The 15,999-nt window shown below is 63.9% G+C and carries 13 protein-coding genes; 6 read left to right on the top strand and 7 right to left on the bottom strand.

Annotated features, from left to right (window positions below):
* Nucleotides 1–173: 173 nt before the first annotated feature.
* Together KEM60_RS14735 and KEM60_RS14730 are read right to left on the bottom strand one after the other, a co-directional pair.
* The gene (locus KEM60_RS14735; protein ID WP_370626380.1) at nucleotides 174–1,673 is read right to left on the bottom strand and encodes a sensor histidine kinase; all 1,500 of its coding nucleotides are present in this window, start codon (nucleotides 1,671–1,673) and stop codon (nucleotides 174–176) included.
* Between the two features lie 112 nt (nucleotides 1,674–1,785).
* Nucleotides 1,786–6,690, bottom strand: coding sequence for an NAD-glutamate dehydrogenase (locus KEM60_RS14730; protein WP_219108574.1), 4,905 nt, complete (start codon nucleotides 6,688–6,690; stop codon nucleotides 1,786–1,788).
* Nucleotides 6,691–6,885: 195 nt separating this feature from the next.
* On the opposite strand from KEM60_RS14730, the gene KEM60_RS14725 reads away from it, so the two are divergent.
* Both KEM60_RS14725 and KEM60_RS14720 read left to right on the top strand, forming a co-directional pair.
* On the top strand, nucleotides 6,886–7,131 hold the full coding sequence (locus KEM60_RS14725) for a hypothetical protein (RefSeq protein ID WP_219108572.1): 246 nt from the start codon (nucleotides 6,886–6,888) through the stop codon (nucleotides 7,129–7,131).
* Nucleotides 7,128–7,469: a hypothetical protein gene (locus KEM60_RS14720; protein WP_219108570.1), complete on the top strand. Its 342-nt coding sequence runs from the start codon at nucleotides 7,128–7,130 to the stop codon at nucleotides 7,467–7,469. Before KEM60_RS14725 ends, KEM60_RS14720 begins: the two co-directional genes overlap by 4 nt.
* 27 nt (nucleotides 7,470–7,496) lie before the next feature.
* Here KEM60_RS14720 and KEM60_RS14715 read toward each other — a convergent pair whose 3' ends face one another.
* The 3 genes from KEM60_RS14715 to KEM60_RS14705 all read right to left on the bottom strand — a co-directional run bounded on the left by KEM60_RS14715 (nucleotide 7,497) and on the right by KEM60_RS14705 (nucleotide 11,500).
* Nucleotides 7,497–9,374: a wax ester/triacylglycerol synthase family O-acyltransferase gene (locus KEM60_RS14715; protein WP_219108568.1), complete on the bottom strand. Its 1,878-nt coding sequence runs from the start codon at nucleotides 9,372–9,374 to the stop codon at nucleotides 7,497–7,499.
* Between the two features lie 99 nt (nucleotides 9,375–9,473).
* Nucleotides 9,474–10,841 carry a hypothetical protein gene (locus KEM60_RS14710; RefSeq protein WP_219108566.1) on the bottom strand — a complete coding sequence of 456 codons (1,368 nt, stop codon included), beginning with the start codon at nucleotides 10,839–10,841 and terminating at the stop codon, nucleotides 9,474–9,476.
* Nucleotides 10,841–11,500: a hypothetical protein gene (locus KEM60_RS14705; protein ID WP_219108564.1), complete on the bottom strand. Its 660-nt coding sequence runs from the start codon at nucleotides 11,498–11,500 to the stop codon at nucleotides 10,841–10,843. Before KEM60_RS14705 ends, KEM60_RS14710 begins: the two co-directional genes overlap by 1 nt.
* Before the next feature lie 263 nt (nucleotides 11,501–11,763).
* Here KEM60_RS14705 and KEM60_RS14700 point away from each other — a divergent pair, with 263 nt between their 5' ends.
* On the top strand, nucleotides 11,764–11,985 hold the full coding sequence (locus KEM60_RS14700) for an AlpA family transcriptional regulator (RefSeq protein WP_219108563.1): 222 nt from the start codon (nucleotides 11,764–11,766) through the stop codon (nucleotides 11,983–11,985).
* A gap of 28 nt (nucleotides 11,986–12,013) precedes the next feature.
* Here the strand turns inward: KEM60_RS14700 and KEM60_RS14695 are convergent, their stop codons facing one another.
* Nucleotides 12,014–12,559 carry a hypothetical protein gene (locus KEM60_RS14695; RefSeq protein ID WP_219108561.1) on the bottom strand — a complete coding sequence of 182 codons (546 nt, stop codon included), beginning with the start codon at nucleotides 12,557–12,559 and terminating at the stop codon, nucleotides 12,014–12,016.
* 185 nt (nucleotides 12,560–12,744) lie between these two features.
* Between KEM60_RS14695 and KEM60_RS14690 the strand changes: the two genes are divergently transcribed.
* Complete coding sequence (locus tag KEM60_RS14690) at nucleotides 12,745–13,467, top strand: LysM peptidoglycan-binding domain-containing protein (protein WP_219108560.1); 723 nt, start codon at nucleotides 12,745–12,747, stop codon at nucleotides 13,465–13,467.
* Complete coding sequence (locus tag KEM60_RS14685) at nucleotides 13,464–14,000, top strand: Rv3235 family protein (protein WP_219108559.1); 537 nt, start codon at nucleotides 13,464–13,466, stop codon at nucleotides 13,998–14,000. The genes KEM60_RS14690 and KEM60_RS14685 overlap by 4 nt, the downstream gene beginning before the upstream one ends.
* A 16-nt stretch (nucleotides 14,001–14,016) precedes the next feature.
* On the opposite strand, the gene KEM60_RS14680 is transcribed toward KEM60_RS14685, so the two are convergent.
* Nucleotides 14,017–15,228 (bottom strand): alpha-amylase family protein, encoded by a 1,212-nt coding sequence (locus KEM60_RS14680; protein ID WP_255574709.1) that lies wholly within the window; start codon nucleotides 15,226–15,228, stop codon nucleotides 14,017–14,019.
* 74 nt (nucleotides 15,229–15,302) lie between these two features.
* Here KEM60_RS14680 and KEM60_RS14675 point away from each other — a divergent pair, with 74 nt between their 5' ends.
* Nucleotides 15,303–15,959, top strand: coding sequence for a TetR/AcrR family transcriptional regulator (locus tag KEM60_RS14675; RefSeq protein WP_219108555.1), 657 nt, complete (start codon nucleotides 15,303–15,305; stop codon nucleotides 15,957–15,959).
* Nucleotides 15,960–15,999: the final 40 nt, after the last annotated feature.

Genomic DNA, 15,999 nt, shown 5'->3' with positions numbered 1-15,999 from the left:
TCGGTGGTGTTAGCCAGCGCGGCGTGCGCCACCTCAGCGTCCCCGCCGTCCGCTGTGTCCTCAGCACGCTGCCTCAAGAGACAGCCACCAGCCTGTGCGGAGCCGCCGATCACCTCACCCGGTTCGGCGCGCCCCGCCCGGTTAATCTCCGCCGACGACACCCTCCACAGCTGTCATGACGCAGCCGATGACGTCGACACCCGCCGTAACCGGGCATGGAAAGTGACCTGCGTGCCCTGCGGTTCCCGCGGTGACCACTCGATCTGACCGCGCAAATCCTGCACCAACGCCGTCACAATCTGCGTACCCAATCCCGACCGACCAGGCCTAAAGCCTTCTGGCAATCCGGTCCCGTCGTCAGCCACCACCACCGTCACATAGTCGTCGTCCCCCTCGGTCGATCGGCGAGCGTCCAAAGTCACCACCCCCCCACGATCTCGAAGACCGTGCTCGACTGCGTTGTGCACTAACTCGGTGACCACCATGGCCATCGATGTCGCATCCTCCGCGCTGATCATCCCGAACCCCCCGGAACGCCGCCACGAAATCGCCTGATCCTGATTGGCGACCTCGACCACAGCATTCAGCGCTCGCGCGACGATCTCGTCGAAATCGACCACCTCATCCAACGTTTGGCTGAGCGTCTCGTGCACCAACGCAATCGTCGCGACCCGGCGTACGGCCTCCTGCAATGCCGCCTTCGCCCGGTCGTCGGCGACCCGCCGTGACTGCAGCCGAAGCAGTGCCGCCACCGTCTGCAGATTGTTCTTCACCCGATGGTGAATCTCTCGGATCGTCGCATCTTTAGTGAGCAGTTCCCGCTCCCGACGCCGCAACTCGCTGACATCCCGAGCCAACACCATCGCCCCCACCCGGGCGCCGCCCTCGGTCAACGGGATGGCGCGTAGAGACAACGTGGCAAACCGCGACTCCATCTCCGTGCGCCACGGGGCCCGACCCGTCACCACCACCGCCAACGCCTCGTCAACCTGGGAATAATCCGGAATCAGCCCGGTCATCACCTCACTGAGCGACTCCCCGACAATGTCCCCGTGATGACCCAACCGGTGCAACGCAGAAATCGCGTTAGGGCTGGCATACATCACCACCCCTTCCACATCCAGACGCAGCACCCCGTCCCCTACCCGCGGCGCCCCGCGGCGTAATCCCGTGGGTGCACCCAATGTCGGGAACTCCCCCGAAGCGATCATTCGGCACAACGTGTCCGAAATCCCCCGGTACGTCAGCTCTAACCGACTCGGCGCCCGCATCGCTTCCATGTTGCTATGCCGCGTGATCACCGCGATCACCCGACCAGAACGCACCACCGGGATCGCTTCCTCCCGCACCGGCACGTCATCTCGCCACTCCGGACCGCGATCACGGATAATCCGTGACTTACTGACGCCTAAATCCAGCAGAGCTCGCCGAGTCGACCCCGCCACCGACCCCACGATGTCATCAAAAAACACCAACGGGCCGGTATTAGGACGCACATGCATCACCGCCACCCACCCGTCAGGCGCGAGATGAGTGCCATGCACCCACAACACCAAATCCGCGAAAGACAGATCTGCCACGATCTGCCAGTCCCCCACCAGGAGGTGCAACCAGTCGACATCGGAGCTCGCCAATCGCGGATGTCCGGCCAGCATGTCGTGGAGAGTCGGCACCCGCTGAGCCTAGCGCGCCCACCTGACAACTCGCCCCGCCCAACAAAGACGGTGGGGGTTCTCCCACAACGCTGACAGGAAAACCCCCACCATCAATGACACCGACAGCAGGTCACGCCGTGGGCAGGCCCGCCCGCGCGATCCCTCGCAATGTCCGCAAGGCCACCGACAATGGCGCCAAACCAGGACGTTCTACGTCGGTGATCCCACCCAACGAACTACGCATCCGCTCCATCGCATCCGCGTTGGCCGTGAGCCATGTCGCCAACCGCTCCTCAGCATCGGCTGTCTCCTCGGTCGAAGACAGAATCGATCGAGTCAAAGACTCCAGCACCGAATACAGGTCGTCACGCATCGCACCCCGCGCCAACGCATCCCAGCGATTCCCCCGCGGCAACCCAGCGACCTGCTTCAACAACTCATCCACGCCAAAATGCTCCGACGTGGCGAAGTACAACGCGGCCACGCTTTCCACGCTCCGGTCACACTCATGTGCCAACTCGACGACATCAAGCACCGAGAACAGATCCAACAAGCCGCAGGCGTGCAAGGCCAACCCCTCAGGCACGCCCTGCTCCATCAGCTCTGCAGCCTCCGCACGGTGCCGTGCCGCCTCAGTGCCGACCAAGGACTCCGGCAACATCCGACTCAATGTGGCAAAAGCCCCGCTGAACCGTTCGATCTCCGCAGCGACATCCATCTGGCCCGGGCGGCGCTGCAAGAACCACCGGACCGCACGGTCCAGCAGACGACGGAAGATCAGATACATATGCGTCTGGACGTCCGTGGGTACCACCGTGTCCAGGGCTTCGATCTGCTCGACGTAACCGCGCAGATCAAAGACTTCCCGGGCGATCACGAAGGCCCGGGCGATCTGCTCCGGGCTGGCCCCGGTCTCTTCCATGGCCCGGAAGACGAAGGTGATGCCACCCCGGTTGACTAGTGAGTTCGCTACCGAATTGACGATGATCTCCCGTTTCAACGGGTGCGTGTCCAGCTGGTCGCCGTACTCCTCGCGGATCGCGGGCGGGAAGTAGTCAGTCAACGTACGGGTGAACCACGGCTCGTCAGGCATGCTCCCTTCAAGCAGGTCAGCTTTTAACGCCAACTTCGCGTACGCCACCAGCACACACAACTCAGGGGATTCCAGGCCGACCTTGTTTTGCAGGCGGCGGGCGATTTCCGACTCATCAGGCAGGAACTCCAGCGCCCGATCCAGATCACCCCGCTCCTCCAGCCAATGGATGAACCGGGTGTGGACCGGGAGCATCGCTGAACGCTGGTTACGAGCGTTGCCGAGCAAAACGTTTTGCTCATAGTTGTCCCGCAGCACCATCGCCGCCACATCGTCGGTCATCGACGCCAACAGCGAATTACGCTGCTTGAGGGTCATGTCGCCCTCGCGGGTCAACCCCGTGAGCAAGATTTTGATGTTGACCTCATGGTCGGAGGTGTCCACACCGGCGGAGTTATCGATCGCATCGGTATTGACTCGCACTCCGACGCCAGCGGCTTCGATCCGTCCCAGCTGACTGCATCCCAGGTTGCCGCCTTCACCAATGACCCGACAACGCAACTGGCGACCGTCCACCCGAATCGCGTCATTAGCCCGATCACCGATATCCCCGTCATTCTCAGCGGAGGCCTTCACATAGGTGCCGATGCCGCCATTCCACAGCAGATCCACCGGCGCCAACAGAATCGCCTTCATCAGCTCGGCAGGAGTAACACTTTCTACGTCCTGAGCCATTCCCAAGGCGGCACGCACCTGCGGGCTCACCGGGATCGACTTGGCCGTCCGCGGGAAGATCCCACCTCCGTCACTGATCAGCGACGCATCGTAGTCAGCCCAGGACGAGCGCGGCAGATCAAACAGGCGCCGCCGTTCCGCTTCGGAGCTCACCGCATCTGGCGTGGGGTCAAGGAAAATGTGCCGGTGGTCGAACGCTGCCACCAAGCGGGTGCACGGCGAAAGCAACATTCCGTTGCCAAAGACATCACCGCTCATATCCCCGATACCGACCGCAGTGAATTCTTGAGTCTGGCAGTCGATGCCCATCTCCCGGAAATGCCGCTTCACCGACTCCCAGGCGCCTCGTGCCGTGATGCCCATGCCTTTGTGGTCATAGCCTGCCGACCCGCCGGACGCAAACGCATCATCTAGCCAGAAGCCATAGCTCTGGGCGACACCATTAGCGATATCAGAGAACTTCGCGGTGCCCTTGTCCGCAGCGACCACGAGGTAAGGGTCATCGGGGTCATGTCGCACCACCCGCTCCGGCGGGATGATCTGCCCACCAACACGGTTATCGGTGACATCCAGCAGCGATGAAATAAACAACTGGTACGACGCGATACCTTCAGCGAGCCAAGCATCCCGGTCGACCGAGGGGTCTGGCAGCTGTTTGGCGAAAAAACCGCCCTTGCTGCCGGTCGGCACAATCACGGCGTTCTTCACCATTTGCGCCTTGACGAGCCCCAGGATCTCGGTGCGGAAATCTTCCCGCCGGTCGCTCCACCGCAAACCACCGCGGGCGACTTTGCCGAATCGCAGGTGTACCCCTTCGACGCGAGGACTGTAGACCCAGATTTCGAACATCGGGCGCGGCGCGGGCAGACCGGGCACCGCTTTCGGATCCAGTTTGAAACAGACCGTGGGCTTCACCTCGGGAACGACACCATCGCTACCGGCGCGAGGTTGCTGGTAATAGTTCGTCCGCAATGTCGCCTGGATGACTCCGAGGAAGGTCCGCAGAATCCTGTCCTGGTCAAGACTGGCCACCTCGTCCAAGGCAGACATGATCCGCTCAGTGATCGCTTCTTGGGCGGCGTCCCGTTCCTCCACCTCAGATTCGTCGTACTGATCCGGATCAAACCGGGCCCCAAACAGTTCGACCAGCAGCCGGGCGATTGTCGCGTGTGCGGTGAGAGTGCCCTCGATGAAGGACTGAGTGAACGGCGTACCTGCTTGGCGTTGGTACTTCGCGACCGCCCGGAGAATGACGACCTGACGCCAATCCACACCGGCAGAAAGGACGAGGGCATTGAACCCATCACTTTCAGCGTGGCCCGACCAGACGGCTTGGAAAGCCTCCTGGAAACGTTGCCGGGCGCCATCAGCCCCCACCGACCACACCTGCGGGCTAGACGCCCGCAACCCGAAGTCGTAAATGTGCACGAGCGTTCCGTCGGCACCTTCCAGCGCGTACGGACGCTCGTCGGTGACCTCCAAACCCATGTCCGTGAAGATGGGCAGCAACTCGGTCAACGACAGCGGTCCCCGGCGGTAGAGCTTCAATCGCCGTTCCTCCGCTGGCGCCCCGGGCGCGTGGTAGAGATTCAATCGGAGCTCGCCTGGATCACGCAGGTCTTCGACATGGCGCAGGTCAGCAACGGCGACCCGTGCCTGGAAGTCTTCCTTATACGCCTCGGGGAAGGCGGAACTCCACCGGGACAACAACCGGGAGGCTGTCTCTTCGCCGTACTCGCTGCGCGCACCTTCGGAAAGGTCCTCTTCCCAGGTGCGGGTGGCATCGCGGACCTGCCGTTGCAGATCATCGACGTTAACGTCCGGGAGTTCCGATCCGGGAGCGACCCGTACGACGAAGTGCAACCGCGCCAAGACCGACTCGGACACCAAAGTGGTGAATTCGACGGATTCTCCACGGAATGCTTTGCGGAGCAGTGCTTCTAGGCGTAGGCGGACGGTGGTGTTGTACCTGTCGCGGGGGATGTAGACCAAACAGCTCATGAATCGGCCGTAGTCATCCTTACGCAAGAAGAGCCGCGGTTGACGGCGTTCTCGCAGATGCACCACGGACGTCGCGATCTCGGCGAGATCACTGACATCGGATTGGAACAATTCGTCGCGCGGATAGTTTTCCAACACGCCTAGCAGATCCTTGGCCAGGTGGCTCTCCGGAGCAAACCCGCTAGAGGCAATGATCCGGCGGACCTTCTGGGCCACATACGGAATACGTGTGACCGAATGGGTGTAAGCCCCGCCGGTGAACAAACCCACGAAACGGCGTTCCCCCACCACCCGACCGGTGTCGTCGAAGCTTTTGATGCCTACGTAGTCCAGGTAGACCGGGCGGTGCACCGTGGACACCGTGTTGGCTTTGGTTACCACGAGGATTTCGGGTTCACGGGCTTTGGCCGCAGCAGCACCAGACAGTCGGTTCAGGTGGGCAGCAGCGGGTGACTCGGAGTCATAGCGCATCAGGCCCAGTCCGGTGCCGTGCACGGGGACCAGCTGGTCGTGCCCGTCGGTCTGGTTCTCGTCGAGGGTGTATTCCCGGTATCCCAAGAAGGTGAACTGTCCGTCGGCCAACCAGCGCAGCAGGTCTGCTGCCTCTGTGCTCTCGGGAAGGTCCGCACCAACCGGTGGCGCGTCGACCAACTCCTGAGCGATAACCCGGGCGCGGTCGGTCATCTTCGGCCAGTCCTCCACGGCAACCCGAACGTCGCTGAGGATGTGTTGGAGACCAGCAGTCAGTTCTTCACGGGCCGTAGCGTCGCTCTCCCGGTCAATTTGCAGGTGCATCCATGACTCGACACCCACCCCGAAATCATCTGGGGCTTCCTGCGGGTCCAAGTCGAGGACATCCTGCAGGTTCCCGGCTGCATCTCGTCGTACCACGAGTTGAGGGTGCACCAGGTGATGCACCGACCGGTGGTGGCGGGCCAGATACGACGAAACGGAATCGACGAGGAAGGGCATGTCGTCGGTGACGATTTCGATGACGGTGTGACCGGTGGTCCATCCTTCTTGTTCCACCGTGGGGGTGAACACGTGGACATTGACGGTCCCCACGGGCCGTTCCACAGCTAAGGCTCGATGAGACAGCGCTGCGCCCAGCAGGTCCTCGGGACGCCGCGCGAGGATGTCCTCGGTCACGACATGGCGGTAGTACCTAGTGAGCAGGCGCTCGATAGGCTCACCACCTCCTCGACCGGCCAGCTGGGCTGCGCTGTGCAAGGACTGATGCCGAGACTCTTCCAACGTCGCGATCATGACGACTTCACCTTCGCAGGTTCGTGGCACACACCGATGTGCTGGGCTTTTTCAGGTTATCGAGGGTGACAGCTCCTAGGCGTGGATTCTGGGTGGGGCGACAACCGATTTCCCTCGGAGGGACTAGTTCGTGATAGTCCACAGGGACCAGCAGCTGCTCCCTCGTGCCGCGGTGAGACGACCTAGGCTGACGGGGTGAACAAGCCCTGGGAACCGATCACCTCATCCGAGTCGTCGCCCCCTGATCCGTGGCGGTGCGGCGCATTGGGAGGCGACGCGGTCGAGGACGAGTGGTGTCGATGGTCGGCGGCGGATCGCTGGTGCACGATCCTTCAGGATCTGACACCGGATGTGGGCAGTTTCGAGGACCAACGTGCGGTCCGCGATGTGCTCGATGCGCTGTGCCGGTCGGTGCGGGCAGCCACCGGGACCTCCTCGTGAGCACTGACCGGTCATCAGCCACTCACCGGGTCGATCCGGCAGCGGTACCCCGGCTTACGGGTGACCCGATGTCCTGCCGGGCGGTGGCCGCGACGCTAGGGATGGAAGCCGCGCGGTTGTCGACATCACTGGGGAGTCCAGTTGAGGAGGTCAGCGCTGCTGCCAGGGAACTCGCTGCCCTTCTCGTGCAGTATGCCGACGAGATCGACGGCGCCCGCCGGGACCATCAGGGTGCACCTGACGATCCGGCACGGTATGCCGCTCGGGCCAGGGCTGGCCGAGCTCGCCGCCAGTTGCGTGACAGGTGCGCGGCACTCGTGGCGCGTCTGCCGCGATGACTGCGCCTGGCGACGGGGCCCTGTGGATCAGAGTTCTCCGGCGGCCAGATGAGTCAGCTCGGTCGCGTCGTACCAGAGCAGTTCATCCTCAGGGTCTGCGTCCCGTTCGGCGGCGTGCAACGCAATCAGATGAGTAGCTGTGACCTCTCCGTCAAGGTGCACCTCGTAACCGTCAATGCCCTCCCCCGGCGTCACCATCCTCACCTGAGAGTCAGGAATTTCCACCGCCGCGACCACAACCCGCCCCTGCGGCCAGCGCTCCTCGCACAGCTGTGCCGCGACCAGCATCGCGTCGTACTCCAGCTCCTCCTCGTCGTCCTCGGGGAAGGCGGCCCGCACCGCTTCAGTGACCGCGGCCGCTCGGACCGACGCCCCATCCAACCGTCCGTTCCCGGACAGAGCGAGCAGCCCGTCCTGTCCCACCGCGACAAAGACCCGTGTCATCGTCGTCCGCCTTTCCCTAGGTCTCGGCGACCATTCTCGCCTCACCGCTTCCCCCACCAATGCCTCAGCCAGTTCGGTGAGGGCATCCAGCAGGTACGCCGGGAACCGGTCCACATCACTCAAGGTGGAACGGTCACCATTGAGTCCGATCCCCACCTGACCGTCGTACGACGTCAACCCGATCGACAATCCCTGCCCAGCAGCCAACGGGATAATGGGGTAACTGACCTCGACTTTCGCGCCAGCCAGCCACAGCGGATATTGCGGTCCGGGGACATTGGTGACGATCAGATTGAAGATATGGCGTGATGCGGCATTGCCCAGATGCGCCCCCAGGTGGTGCAACGTCGTCGGCGCAAACCCGGCCAGGCCGGCAAGATCGCGGGCTCCCACGGTGCGGGCATCCTGGATCTGGCGGCGCATCTGAAAAGCTACCTGTTCTAGGCGCATCATCGGGTTGGCTTCCCCGACAGGCAAATCCACGAAACATGCCCGTACGGTCGATCTTCCGCCGTGCGCTCCCTCTGGAGTGGCGACCGGCACCAACGCCCGCACCCGTGCCGCGGCATGCACCGGTTCGCCACGAGCTTGCAGCCATGACCGCAAAGCACCGGTGATGACGGTGAGTACCACGTCAGTAACACTGCCCTCTCGGGCACCGTGCACCTGATGGTATTGATCGCGGATGCGCCGGAACCGGTCGAGCTGAATCGTGGTGAGACCCACCCTGCGGGAGGCCCCTATCCGCGCATTCAACGGGCTTGGTGGGGCGGGATCAGTGGCGGTGCGTGCCACGGCGGCTGCCACTGACCGGGTACGCCCGAGCACCCGGTCTGTGATCGCGCAGATATCTGACATCCCTCCGGTGACCAGGCCTACCCACCGGCCAGGACTGGTCACCGTTTGAGCGGCGACACCCATCACCAGTTCCAGATCAGTGGGTTCGCGAATCGGCACGGGCTCGGGCACCGGCAGCGGGCGGGCCGATGGATCTTCATCGAGGAGAACCTGAGTGAGATCCACAGCGTCACCGCCATCAACCAGTGCCTGGTGAATCTTGGCGACCACCGCCACTCGGCCGCCCTGCACACCCTCCACGACGTACAACTCCCACAGGGGGTGAGCCCGATCTAACGGGCGGGACAGGATCCGAGCGACGAACTCTTCCAGCTGCTGGGGGGTCCCAGGGCGAGGTAACGCTGATCGACGCAGGTGGTAACTCAGATCGAAGTCGGCCGCATCGACCCAGACCGGAGCTGCGAGCCGCCCCGGGAGATGTCGCACCTTCTGGCGGTACCGGGGCAGGCTGTCCACTCTGGTCCGGATGAGATCGGTCAGTCGTTCTTCGTCCAGGCCATCTGGTCCCGGGTCAAGCACGAAAATCGACCCCACGTGCATGACCGTCGTGGAGTCTTCCAAATAAAGGAATGAGGCGCCCAGCGGGCCCAGGTGATCGGCCACGCCCCCATGGTCACATACCTTCGAGATGCGAGACGCCACGCGCACGTGACCCCCATCACCTGAGAAGTGTCACCAGCTCGCTGAGCTTCGCTGCGATCATCAGCGCCAGCGGCGGCGACGTCCTGCCGGGGTCACCCATTCGGGTCGATCCAGGATCTGCGCGGCGAGCGCCACCACAGCGGGTCGGACCGGGGAGTGTGAGGCGATCTCGGCGAGGGTGCGTCCATGCAGGGCTGCCAGGTCGAAGGCGTCTCGGTCGTCCGGAACATAGTGGACGTCGTTGACCCCTGCAAACCGGGCAAGGACGGCGCTGATCTCCGCTTCGGGGTGGGGGCCGACTGCGGACGTGCGGACTCGGTTGACCAGGACGGTACGTCGAGCGGGAGTACGGATGGTGCCGAGTTCTTGGAGTCCTCGCACCAGTCGTTGCAAGCCGGTCGGTTCGGCTCCCCCCACGACGATGAGGTGGTCGGCGGCAGCGATGCCGGTCAAGGTCGCGGCATTACGTTGGGGGGCTGTGGTGTCGTAGCTGAGTTCTTCGTCGTCTTCGACGGAGAAGCCGCAGTCGAGAACGACCAGGTCAGCGATCTGACGAGAAAGTCGCAGGACAGTGTCGAGCGGGTCGGCGCGGAGTTCAGGCCATCGGTCTGCGCGGGGAATCCCGGTGAGCAGACTCAGGTGTGATGCGATGGTGAGGGTGCGGGCGCGTAGACCTGTGACGTCGAGGTCGCCGTGGTCCGCGCTGCGGACAGCACCGGCAAGGCCGGGGGCTTCGTCGAGGACGGACAAGGCTTGCGCCTGGGTACCGCCGTAGGGGTCAGCGTCGATCAAGAGTGTGTCGACACCGAGACGTGCTGCTTCAGCAGCGAGGGTCAGCGCAATGCTGCTTCGTCCGGGGGATCCGGCGGGGCCCCACACTGCGACGATGATCCCCGACTGGGGGTCGTCGGGGGTAGTGGTCTCTGGCGTCGGGAGGTCGATCAAAGTGTCATGGGTGGCAGTCAGGATAGCGGGGTCCGATGGGACCACCTCGATGGATGTGCTTCCGGCTGGAGTGGTCTCGACGTCGGAGTCGATGTCGTCGGCCCAGTGGGCCTGGAGTCGTGTGAGCTGGGGGTCTGGGCGGTCGGTGAGCGCTGCGATGATGTCAGCGGGCTCGCTGTCCGCGGCAATCACTCGGGTCAGTCCGAGGCTGCGGAGGAGTCGTTCGTCAGCGTCGACTCCGGGCCTGCTGACGCCGATGACGTCTAGCCCGGAGCGGGTGAGGTCGGCAATGGCGGTACGGTCCAGGCCGGTCAGTCCGGTGCTGACCAGGGCGCACCGGCCGAGACCTGCGGCCGCTGCGGATAATAATTCGGGGAGATCAGCGCAGCGTCGGACAAGTTCGAGCTCGCGGCAGCCGGTGATGATGTCGACGAGGGCAGTCTCGAAGTTGTCGGGGACGCCCATCAGGAGGGTGCGTGCCATCAGCGGTCCCGTTGGGCGGATCCGGCTGCGGGAACGAGGGTGATTTTGGCGCCCTGGTCCATGGCTGCGATGAGCTTCTCGACGTCGTGATGTGGGACGTGGATTTGAATGCCGGTGGTCCCGGTCCCGGTGAGGCGGCTTTCGTCACGGTCGGGGACTTTTCCGACCGGGGCTGCGGTGACGAGGCGTTGGGGGCTGCCATAGTCGGTGCTCCCGGCGCGACCGAGCCGTTCGTTGACCCAGACATCGACGACTGATCCAGTGGTCAGCACGCGAGCTGAGTCGCTGGTGATGGGCACCACGATCGGGGCTCTCGAGGCCTGGTCGGCGTGGACGACGGCGGCAGCGGGGAGGAGCTCGCCGGGGCGGACTTCACGAACGATGACGCCGCCTTCCGGCAGGGGCTGGTCGGCTCGCAGGTAGGTGTCGGTGTGCGCGCCAAGCGCGACATTGATGCGGGTCAGCCGGTCGGCGGTGATTTTGTCGCCAGGAACGAGCGCAGCAGAGGCGGCGTACACGGGCACGGTGTGGTCGGCGGCAGCAACGATCCGTGCGCCCAGGGCAATGGAAGTCAGGACCAGAATCACCCCGATGAGGAGTCGTCCGTCACGCCAGCCAGGTCGGCGCAGGCGACGTGCGGGTACGGCTGTCGTGGTCATCTGTTTCCCCCTGTGACGCCGCTGTCGCGGCATGGTGAGCGGTGGCGCGTCCCTCCCCAGGGGTGTGCGCCCGTCATACGTCCGTCCATGATGGCATCCAGGAGGTCTCGCTCCCAGTCGCTGAGATACCACCGAGCTCGTGACGTGCTGGGTCTAGGTGAGCAGGAATGGCGGTGGGCTGCCGATGTGGTAGACATCGGGAAGGCCTATCGGGACGATCGTTCCGAGGGAACAGTGATGGTTCGTCGTCGTCCGGAGTGTTCATGTCGCGTCGTTTTCTCCCTTTGTCTGAGGTGTGCGAGATCTTGGCGATCTCGTCCGCTCAGGGCTATGCATTGGTCCGGACGGGAGAGTTGCCGGCGATCCAAATCGGTGGTCGTGGACAGTGGCGGGTCGAGGCGAGCGTGCTGGAGGAGTTCATTTCAGCGAAGTACGCCGAGCAGCGCGCTGCGGCGGTGAGCGAGCAACGGGAGTCACCGGCCTGAGCCGGTCAGGGGCCTGCCCCGTCCGGGGTTAGGTGGTGCTGAGGCACATCACTGCGGTAGTGGGCAAGGTCCTGCGGCCGCGGATCTCCCGCTGGCGGCCAGACACGTCTGCAGGATGTTCGACGATGTCGACAAAGTCAGCTCCGACAGCGTCGATAGTGCCGGTGAGGGTGCGCCCAGCGGCGTCGTCAATCATGATCGTGGCTCGGTCGCGGGCGAGCGCTCGCAGGGCGTAACCCCAGGTGTATCTGCGGATAGCGCGGACCTGTTTGGGACCGGCAGCCTGCCCGGTCAACCCGTCGTACTGGACGATGGCGCTGGTGGGGATGAGTCGTCGGCGAGGTCCGTCAGCGATGACGACGAAATCGGATCCGAGGTCGGCGAGTCGTCCGGTGAGGCGACGTCCGCTGCGAAGCAGGATCTCTATCGGGTCCTGTTGCGCAGCGAGCCTGTCGGTCAGGGTGATCAGCGCGCGTTCCCGTCGAGTCCGGTCAGCGACCTCAGCGTGTCGTTGTCGCTGCTGGTCAGCATCCCATTGAGCGTCAAGGTCCTCGAAGAGTCGATCCCATCGCATCCCGATGCTCCCTGCTGGTTGAGGTGATCGGCATTGTCGTGCGGTGCCTCCTGGCCAGGATGCCTGGCATGGGGATCCGTCGCCACACCATCTACCCATCAGTTATCCAACGCGATTCACTACTATCTAGCTCGGTCATTCATTATCAAGTCGCATCAAACTGCATCAAACGCTATCTTTGAGGAGTGGAAGACAGTATTCGATTGCCTGGCGGCCCGGTGGCGCGCTGGGGTGGCGCCCTCACTGCCAGGGTCACCTTGAGCGTCCTGACCTGCACCATCGCCGCCTGGGGCGCCCTGGACGCCCTCCAGCTGTGGGCCATGCGGGAGATGCTCGACCCCACAGGCTGGCTGCGACTATGCAGTGCCGTCACGCTGTCTGCACTAGGGGGATGGCTGATCATCACCGTCGTAGCCTGTGCGGCAGCCCAACTGCCCGGCCAGATCGGACATCACTGCCAGCGACTGGCCGACGCCTGCGCACCTGAGGTGTTACGCCGATGCGCGATCCTGGTGTTGACTGGCGCCACCTGGACTCCTGCAGTGGCACAGGCGACACCGGCATTCACCCCACCTATGGACCGTGCGGGCGGCGCGATCAGCGCCACCCTGACCACGTCAGACCTCCCCGACCCGGCACTGCACCCAGATAGGGCGAGCCCGAATCCTCATCTCGCCCCTAGCGCGACGGCCCCCGCTGTCCCAGGCGAGACAGCGCGCACCGTTGTTGTTCGTCCAGGTGACTGCCTCTGGTCCTTAGCTCAGGACGCCTTAGGTGACCAGGCGACACCTGCCCGCGTCGCCCAGGAATGGCCTCGCTGGCTCGCGGCGAACCGCCATCTCGTCGGCGACCCCGATCTGATCCATCCCGGCACAACCTTGATCGTTCCCCCCACGGAGACACCATGAGCACCGCTACCTTGACCACCCCCACCATTCCCACTGGTGGGCGCCCCTTGACTGACGACGAAATCAGCTGGGAACCAGCAGCGGCCCACCGGGACGCCCCGGTCGTGGTCCAAGATCTCCTCCCTTGGCACGAGGAGATACTTCGCCCCCGCCCGACCTCTAAACATCGAGACGTCGACTTTGCCCGGCAGCACACCTCACACCATGACCTGCCTGATGCCGGGCACAGTGCGGCCAGGTTGGCAATGGCTTTTGTGGAAATCGCCACCGGAGCTCGACCTGCCACCCAGGTGATGCGCCACTGCAGCCCGGTAGTCCTGGACAGCTTGCTGCGACGCCAAGCCCATACTGTCGGTCACGGACTGGCACGACGTCGGCCGGTGCAGGTCCGTCGAGTCCGCACATGCCCCATTTACGACGGAGTGGTCGAAGCCACCGTCATCGTCCGGCACGCCTACCGGGTCAGCGCCATGGCGCTGCGGCTGGAGGGATTGGATGGTCGCTGGGTCGTCACCGCCCTAGAGATGGGGTAACCACGTCTGACCTCGGTCAGCGAGGCCACGTCACTTCGCGATGACCATCGACGGTCAAGGTCGCCTGTGGCCGATCGGTAATGTCGATATCAACCACAAGATGATGCCCCGGCGCGGTGACGGCGTACCGCAGGCTCGTGTTGTTCCGATCCTGGACGGCGACGCGACCGGTAGCGATCCAAGAGTGACGTCGGCGTAACGCAATGAGTTCCTGATGCAGTCGGTAGAGCCACCAACCGGCCGGATCCAGCCCGCTCGGATCCTCGGGCAACGCAGGACGCAACGCCTCGTCCGCCTCCCAGCCATTGCCTTTTTCCCCGCGGAAGGCCTGCTCATCGCCGTAATAGATGCTCGGCATGCCCGGCAGTGTCAGCAGGATCACCGCAGCGATGGCAGCGCCGCCATCGCCTACCCGGCTGGCGATCCGGGTGACATCGTGGTTGCCGACGAAGGTCTGCATGGTGGTGACATCGCAAAAATCCTGGTGACGCTGTAAGGCCCACGCGAGTTCCCAGAGGTTGCGATCGGACAAGCTGCTCCAGATCGCTTTCCACAGTTCGTACTGAGTCACCGCATCCAAGCCACCGGCCTGAGCCACCGCGGAATAGTCGCCATGAATCACCTCGCCGAGGAAGAAGGCTTGCGGATACTGCTCCCGCACCCGCCCCAGCACCTGGGACCAGAACGCGCTCGGGACGGCGTAGGCCACGTCTAGCCGCCAACCGTCGGCCCCCTGAGCAAGCCAATACGTCATGACCTCAACAACGAGGTCAGCGACTCTGGGATCCTGGTGATCAAGTTCGGCCAGATCGTCATGCCCTTCCCAGCCTTGATGCCGCCCGTCGACTGTGCGCACCATGCCTGCGCCCTCAGTGATGGCGGCTGGAACGAGTTCATGATCAACGCCGACATGGTTGAACACCCCGTCGAGCATGAGCAACAACCCTCGCCGATGGGCTTCCGTCACAAAGTGGTCCCAGTCGCTGTCATCTCCCAGGCGCGGATCCAGGCGAAAGTAATCAACCGTGTCATAGCCGTGGCTGGTGGCCGCGAACACCGGCCCGAGGAGCAAGCCCGAGCAGCCCAGCTCGATGACGTAATCCAGCCAGGCATCCATCCGGCGGAGTCGGTGCCGCTGATGCTCGGCAGCCGTATCATCGGCGGCTCGTCGGGGAGCTCCACAGGCCCCGAGCGGATAGACATGCCACCAGATGGCGTGATCAGTCATCGACACTGGAGATCCTTATTGACTCGGAATCAGCAACGCTATTGACTCTAACTCAATAGCGATACGATGACGACATGACTCCCCGGCACGAAGGCGCAGGCCCTCCCATCAGGCGTCGCCTCGACGTGGCGCAACGGCGGGCCAGCATCGTGGCTGCCGCCGCAGAGATCTACGCCACCACCCCGTACTCCCAGGTCCCCACCGAAGAGATCGCCAGGCAGGCCGGCGCGTCTCCTGCCCTGGTGTTCCACTACTTCGGCAGTAAAGCCGACCTGTACGCCGCCGTGATCCACGATGACCTCAGCCGCCTCCGAGACGCCAAGCGAGCCGCCGCCGCAGCACTCCCCACCGGATCTCCCGTCCGGGACCGCGTCAAAGCTCGCCTCGAAGCACATCTTGACCACGCAGCAGCCCACCGTCGTACCCCCACCTCCCCGGCCAGCGAACCGGCGCAGGCCACTCACGTCCGCGCACACGCCCGCGCCGAAAACGTCGACGACCTCAGCTCCCTGTTAGGGATCCACCAATGGACTCGCCACACCTACGCCGTGCTGGGATACCTCGGATTCGTCGACTATGCCACCAGCCAGTGGATTGACCAGGACTGCTCCCCTGACCAGCGCCACCCGCTGATCGATGCCGCACTCGGCGCCCTCGAAGGAGCCCTCGGCGACTGGGCTGTCTCACCACTGCCCACCCATAGCAACGGCCCCTGCCACCTCACACGGTGACAGGGGCCGCCACAGCTGCCAGACCTCGGTCAGAACCTTT

The organism is Austwickia sp. TVS 96-490-7B (genome assembly GCF_019331795.1).
Taxonomy (GTDB): Bacteria; Actinomycetota; Actinomycetes; order Actinomycetales; family Dermatophilaceae; genus Austwickia.
The sequence above is the reverse complement of the archived record's forward strand: the minus strand, read 5'-3'. Positions and strand labels throughout refer to the sequence as shown.

Bases quoted from the DNA above. Each gene is read 5' to 3' on its own strand.
- KEM60_RS14730 (WP_219108574.1), bottom strand. From the start codon at position 6,690: ATGATCGCGACGTTGGAAGAGTCTCGGCATCAGTCCTTGCACAGCGCA.
- KEM60_RS14710 (WP_219108566.1), bottom strand. From the start codon at position 10,841: ATGGCACGCACCCTCCTGATGGGCGTCCCCGACAACTTCGAGACTGCC.
- KEM60_RS14705 (WP_219108564.1), bottom strand. From the start codon at position 11,500: ATGACCACGACAGCCGTACCCGCACGTCGCCTGCGCCGACCTGGCTGG.
- KEM60_RS14700 (WP_219108563.1), top strand. From the start codon at position 11,764: ATGTCGCGTCGTTTTCTCCCTTTGTCTGAGGTGTGCGAGATCTTGGCG.
- KEM60_RS14695 (WP_219108561.1), bottom strand. From the start codon at position 12,559: ATGCGATGGGATCGACTCTTCGAGGACCTTGACGCTCAATGGGATGCT.
- KEM60_RS14685 (WP_219108559.1), top strand. From the start codon at position 13,464: ATGAGCACCGCTACCTTGACCACCCCCACCATTCCCACTGGTGGGCGC.
- KEM60_RS14680 (WP_255574709.1), bottom strand. From the start codon at position 15,228: ATGACTGATCACGCCATCTGGTGGCATGTCTATCCGCTCGGGGCCTGT.
- KEM60_RS14675 (WP_219108555.1), top strand. From the start codon at position 15,303: ATGACTCCCCGGCACGAAGGCGCAGGCCCTCCCATCAGGCGTCGCCTC.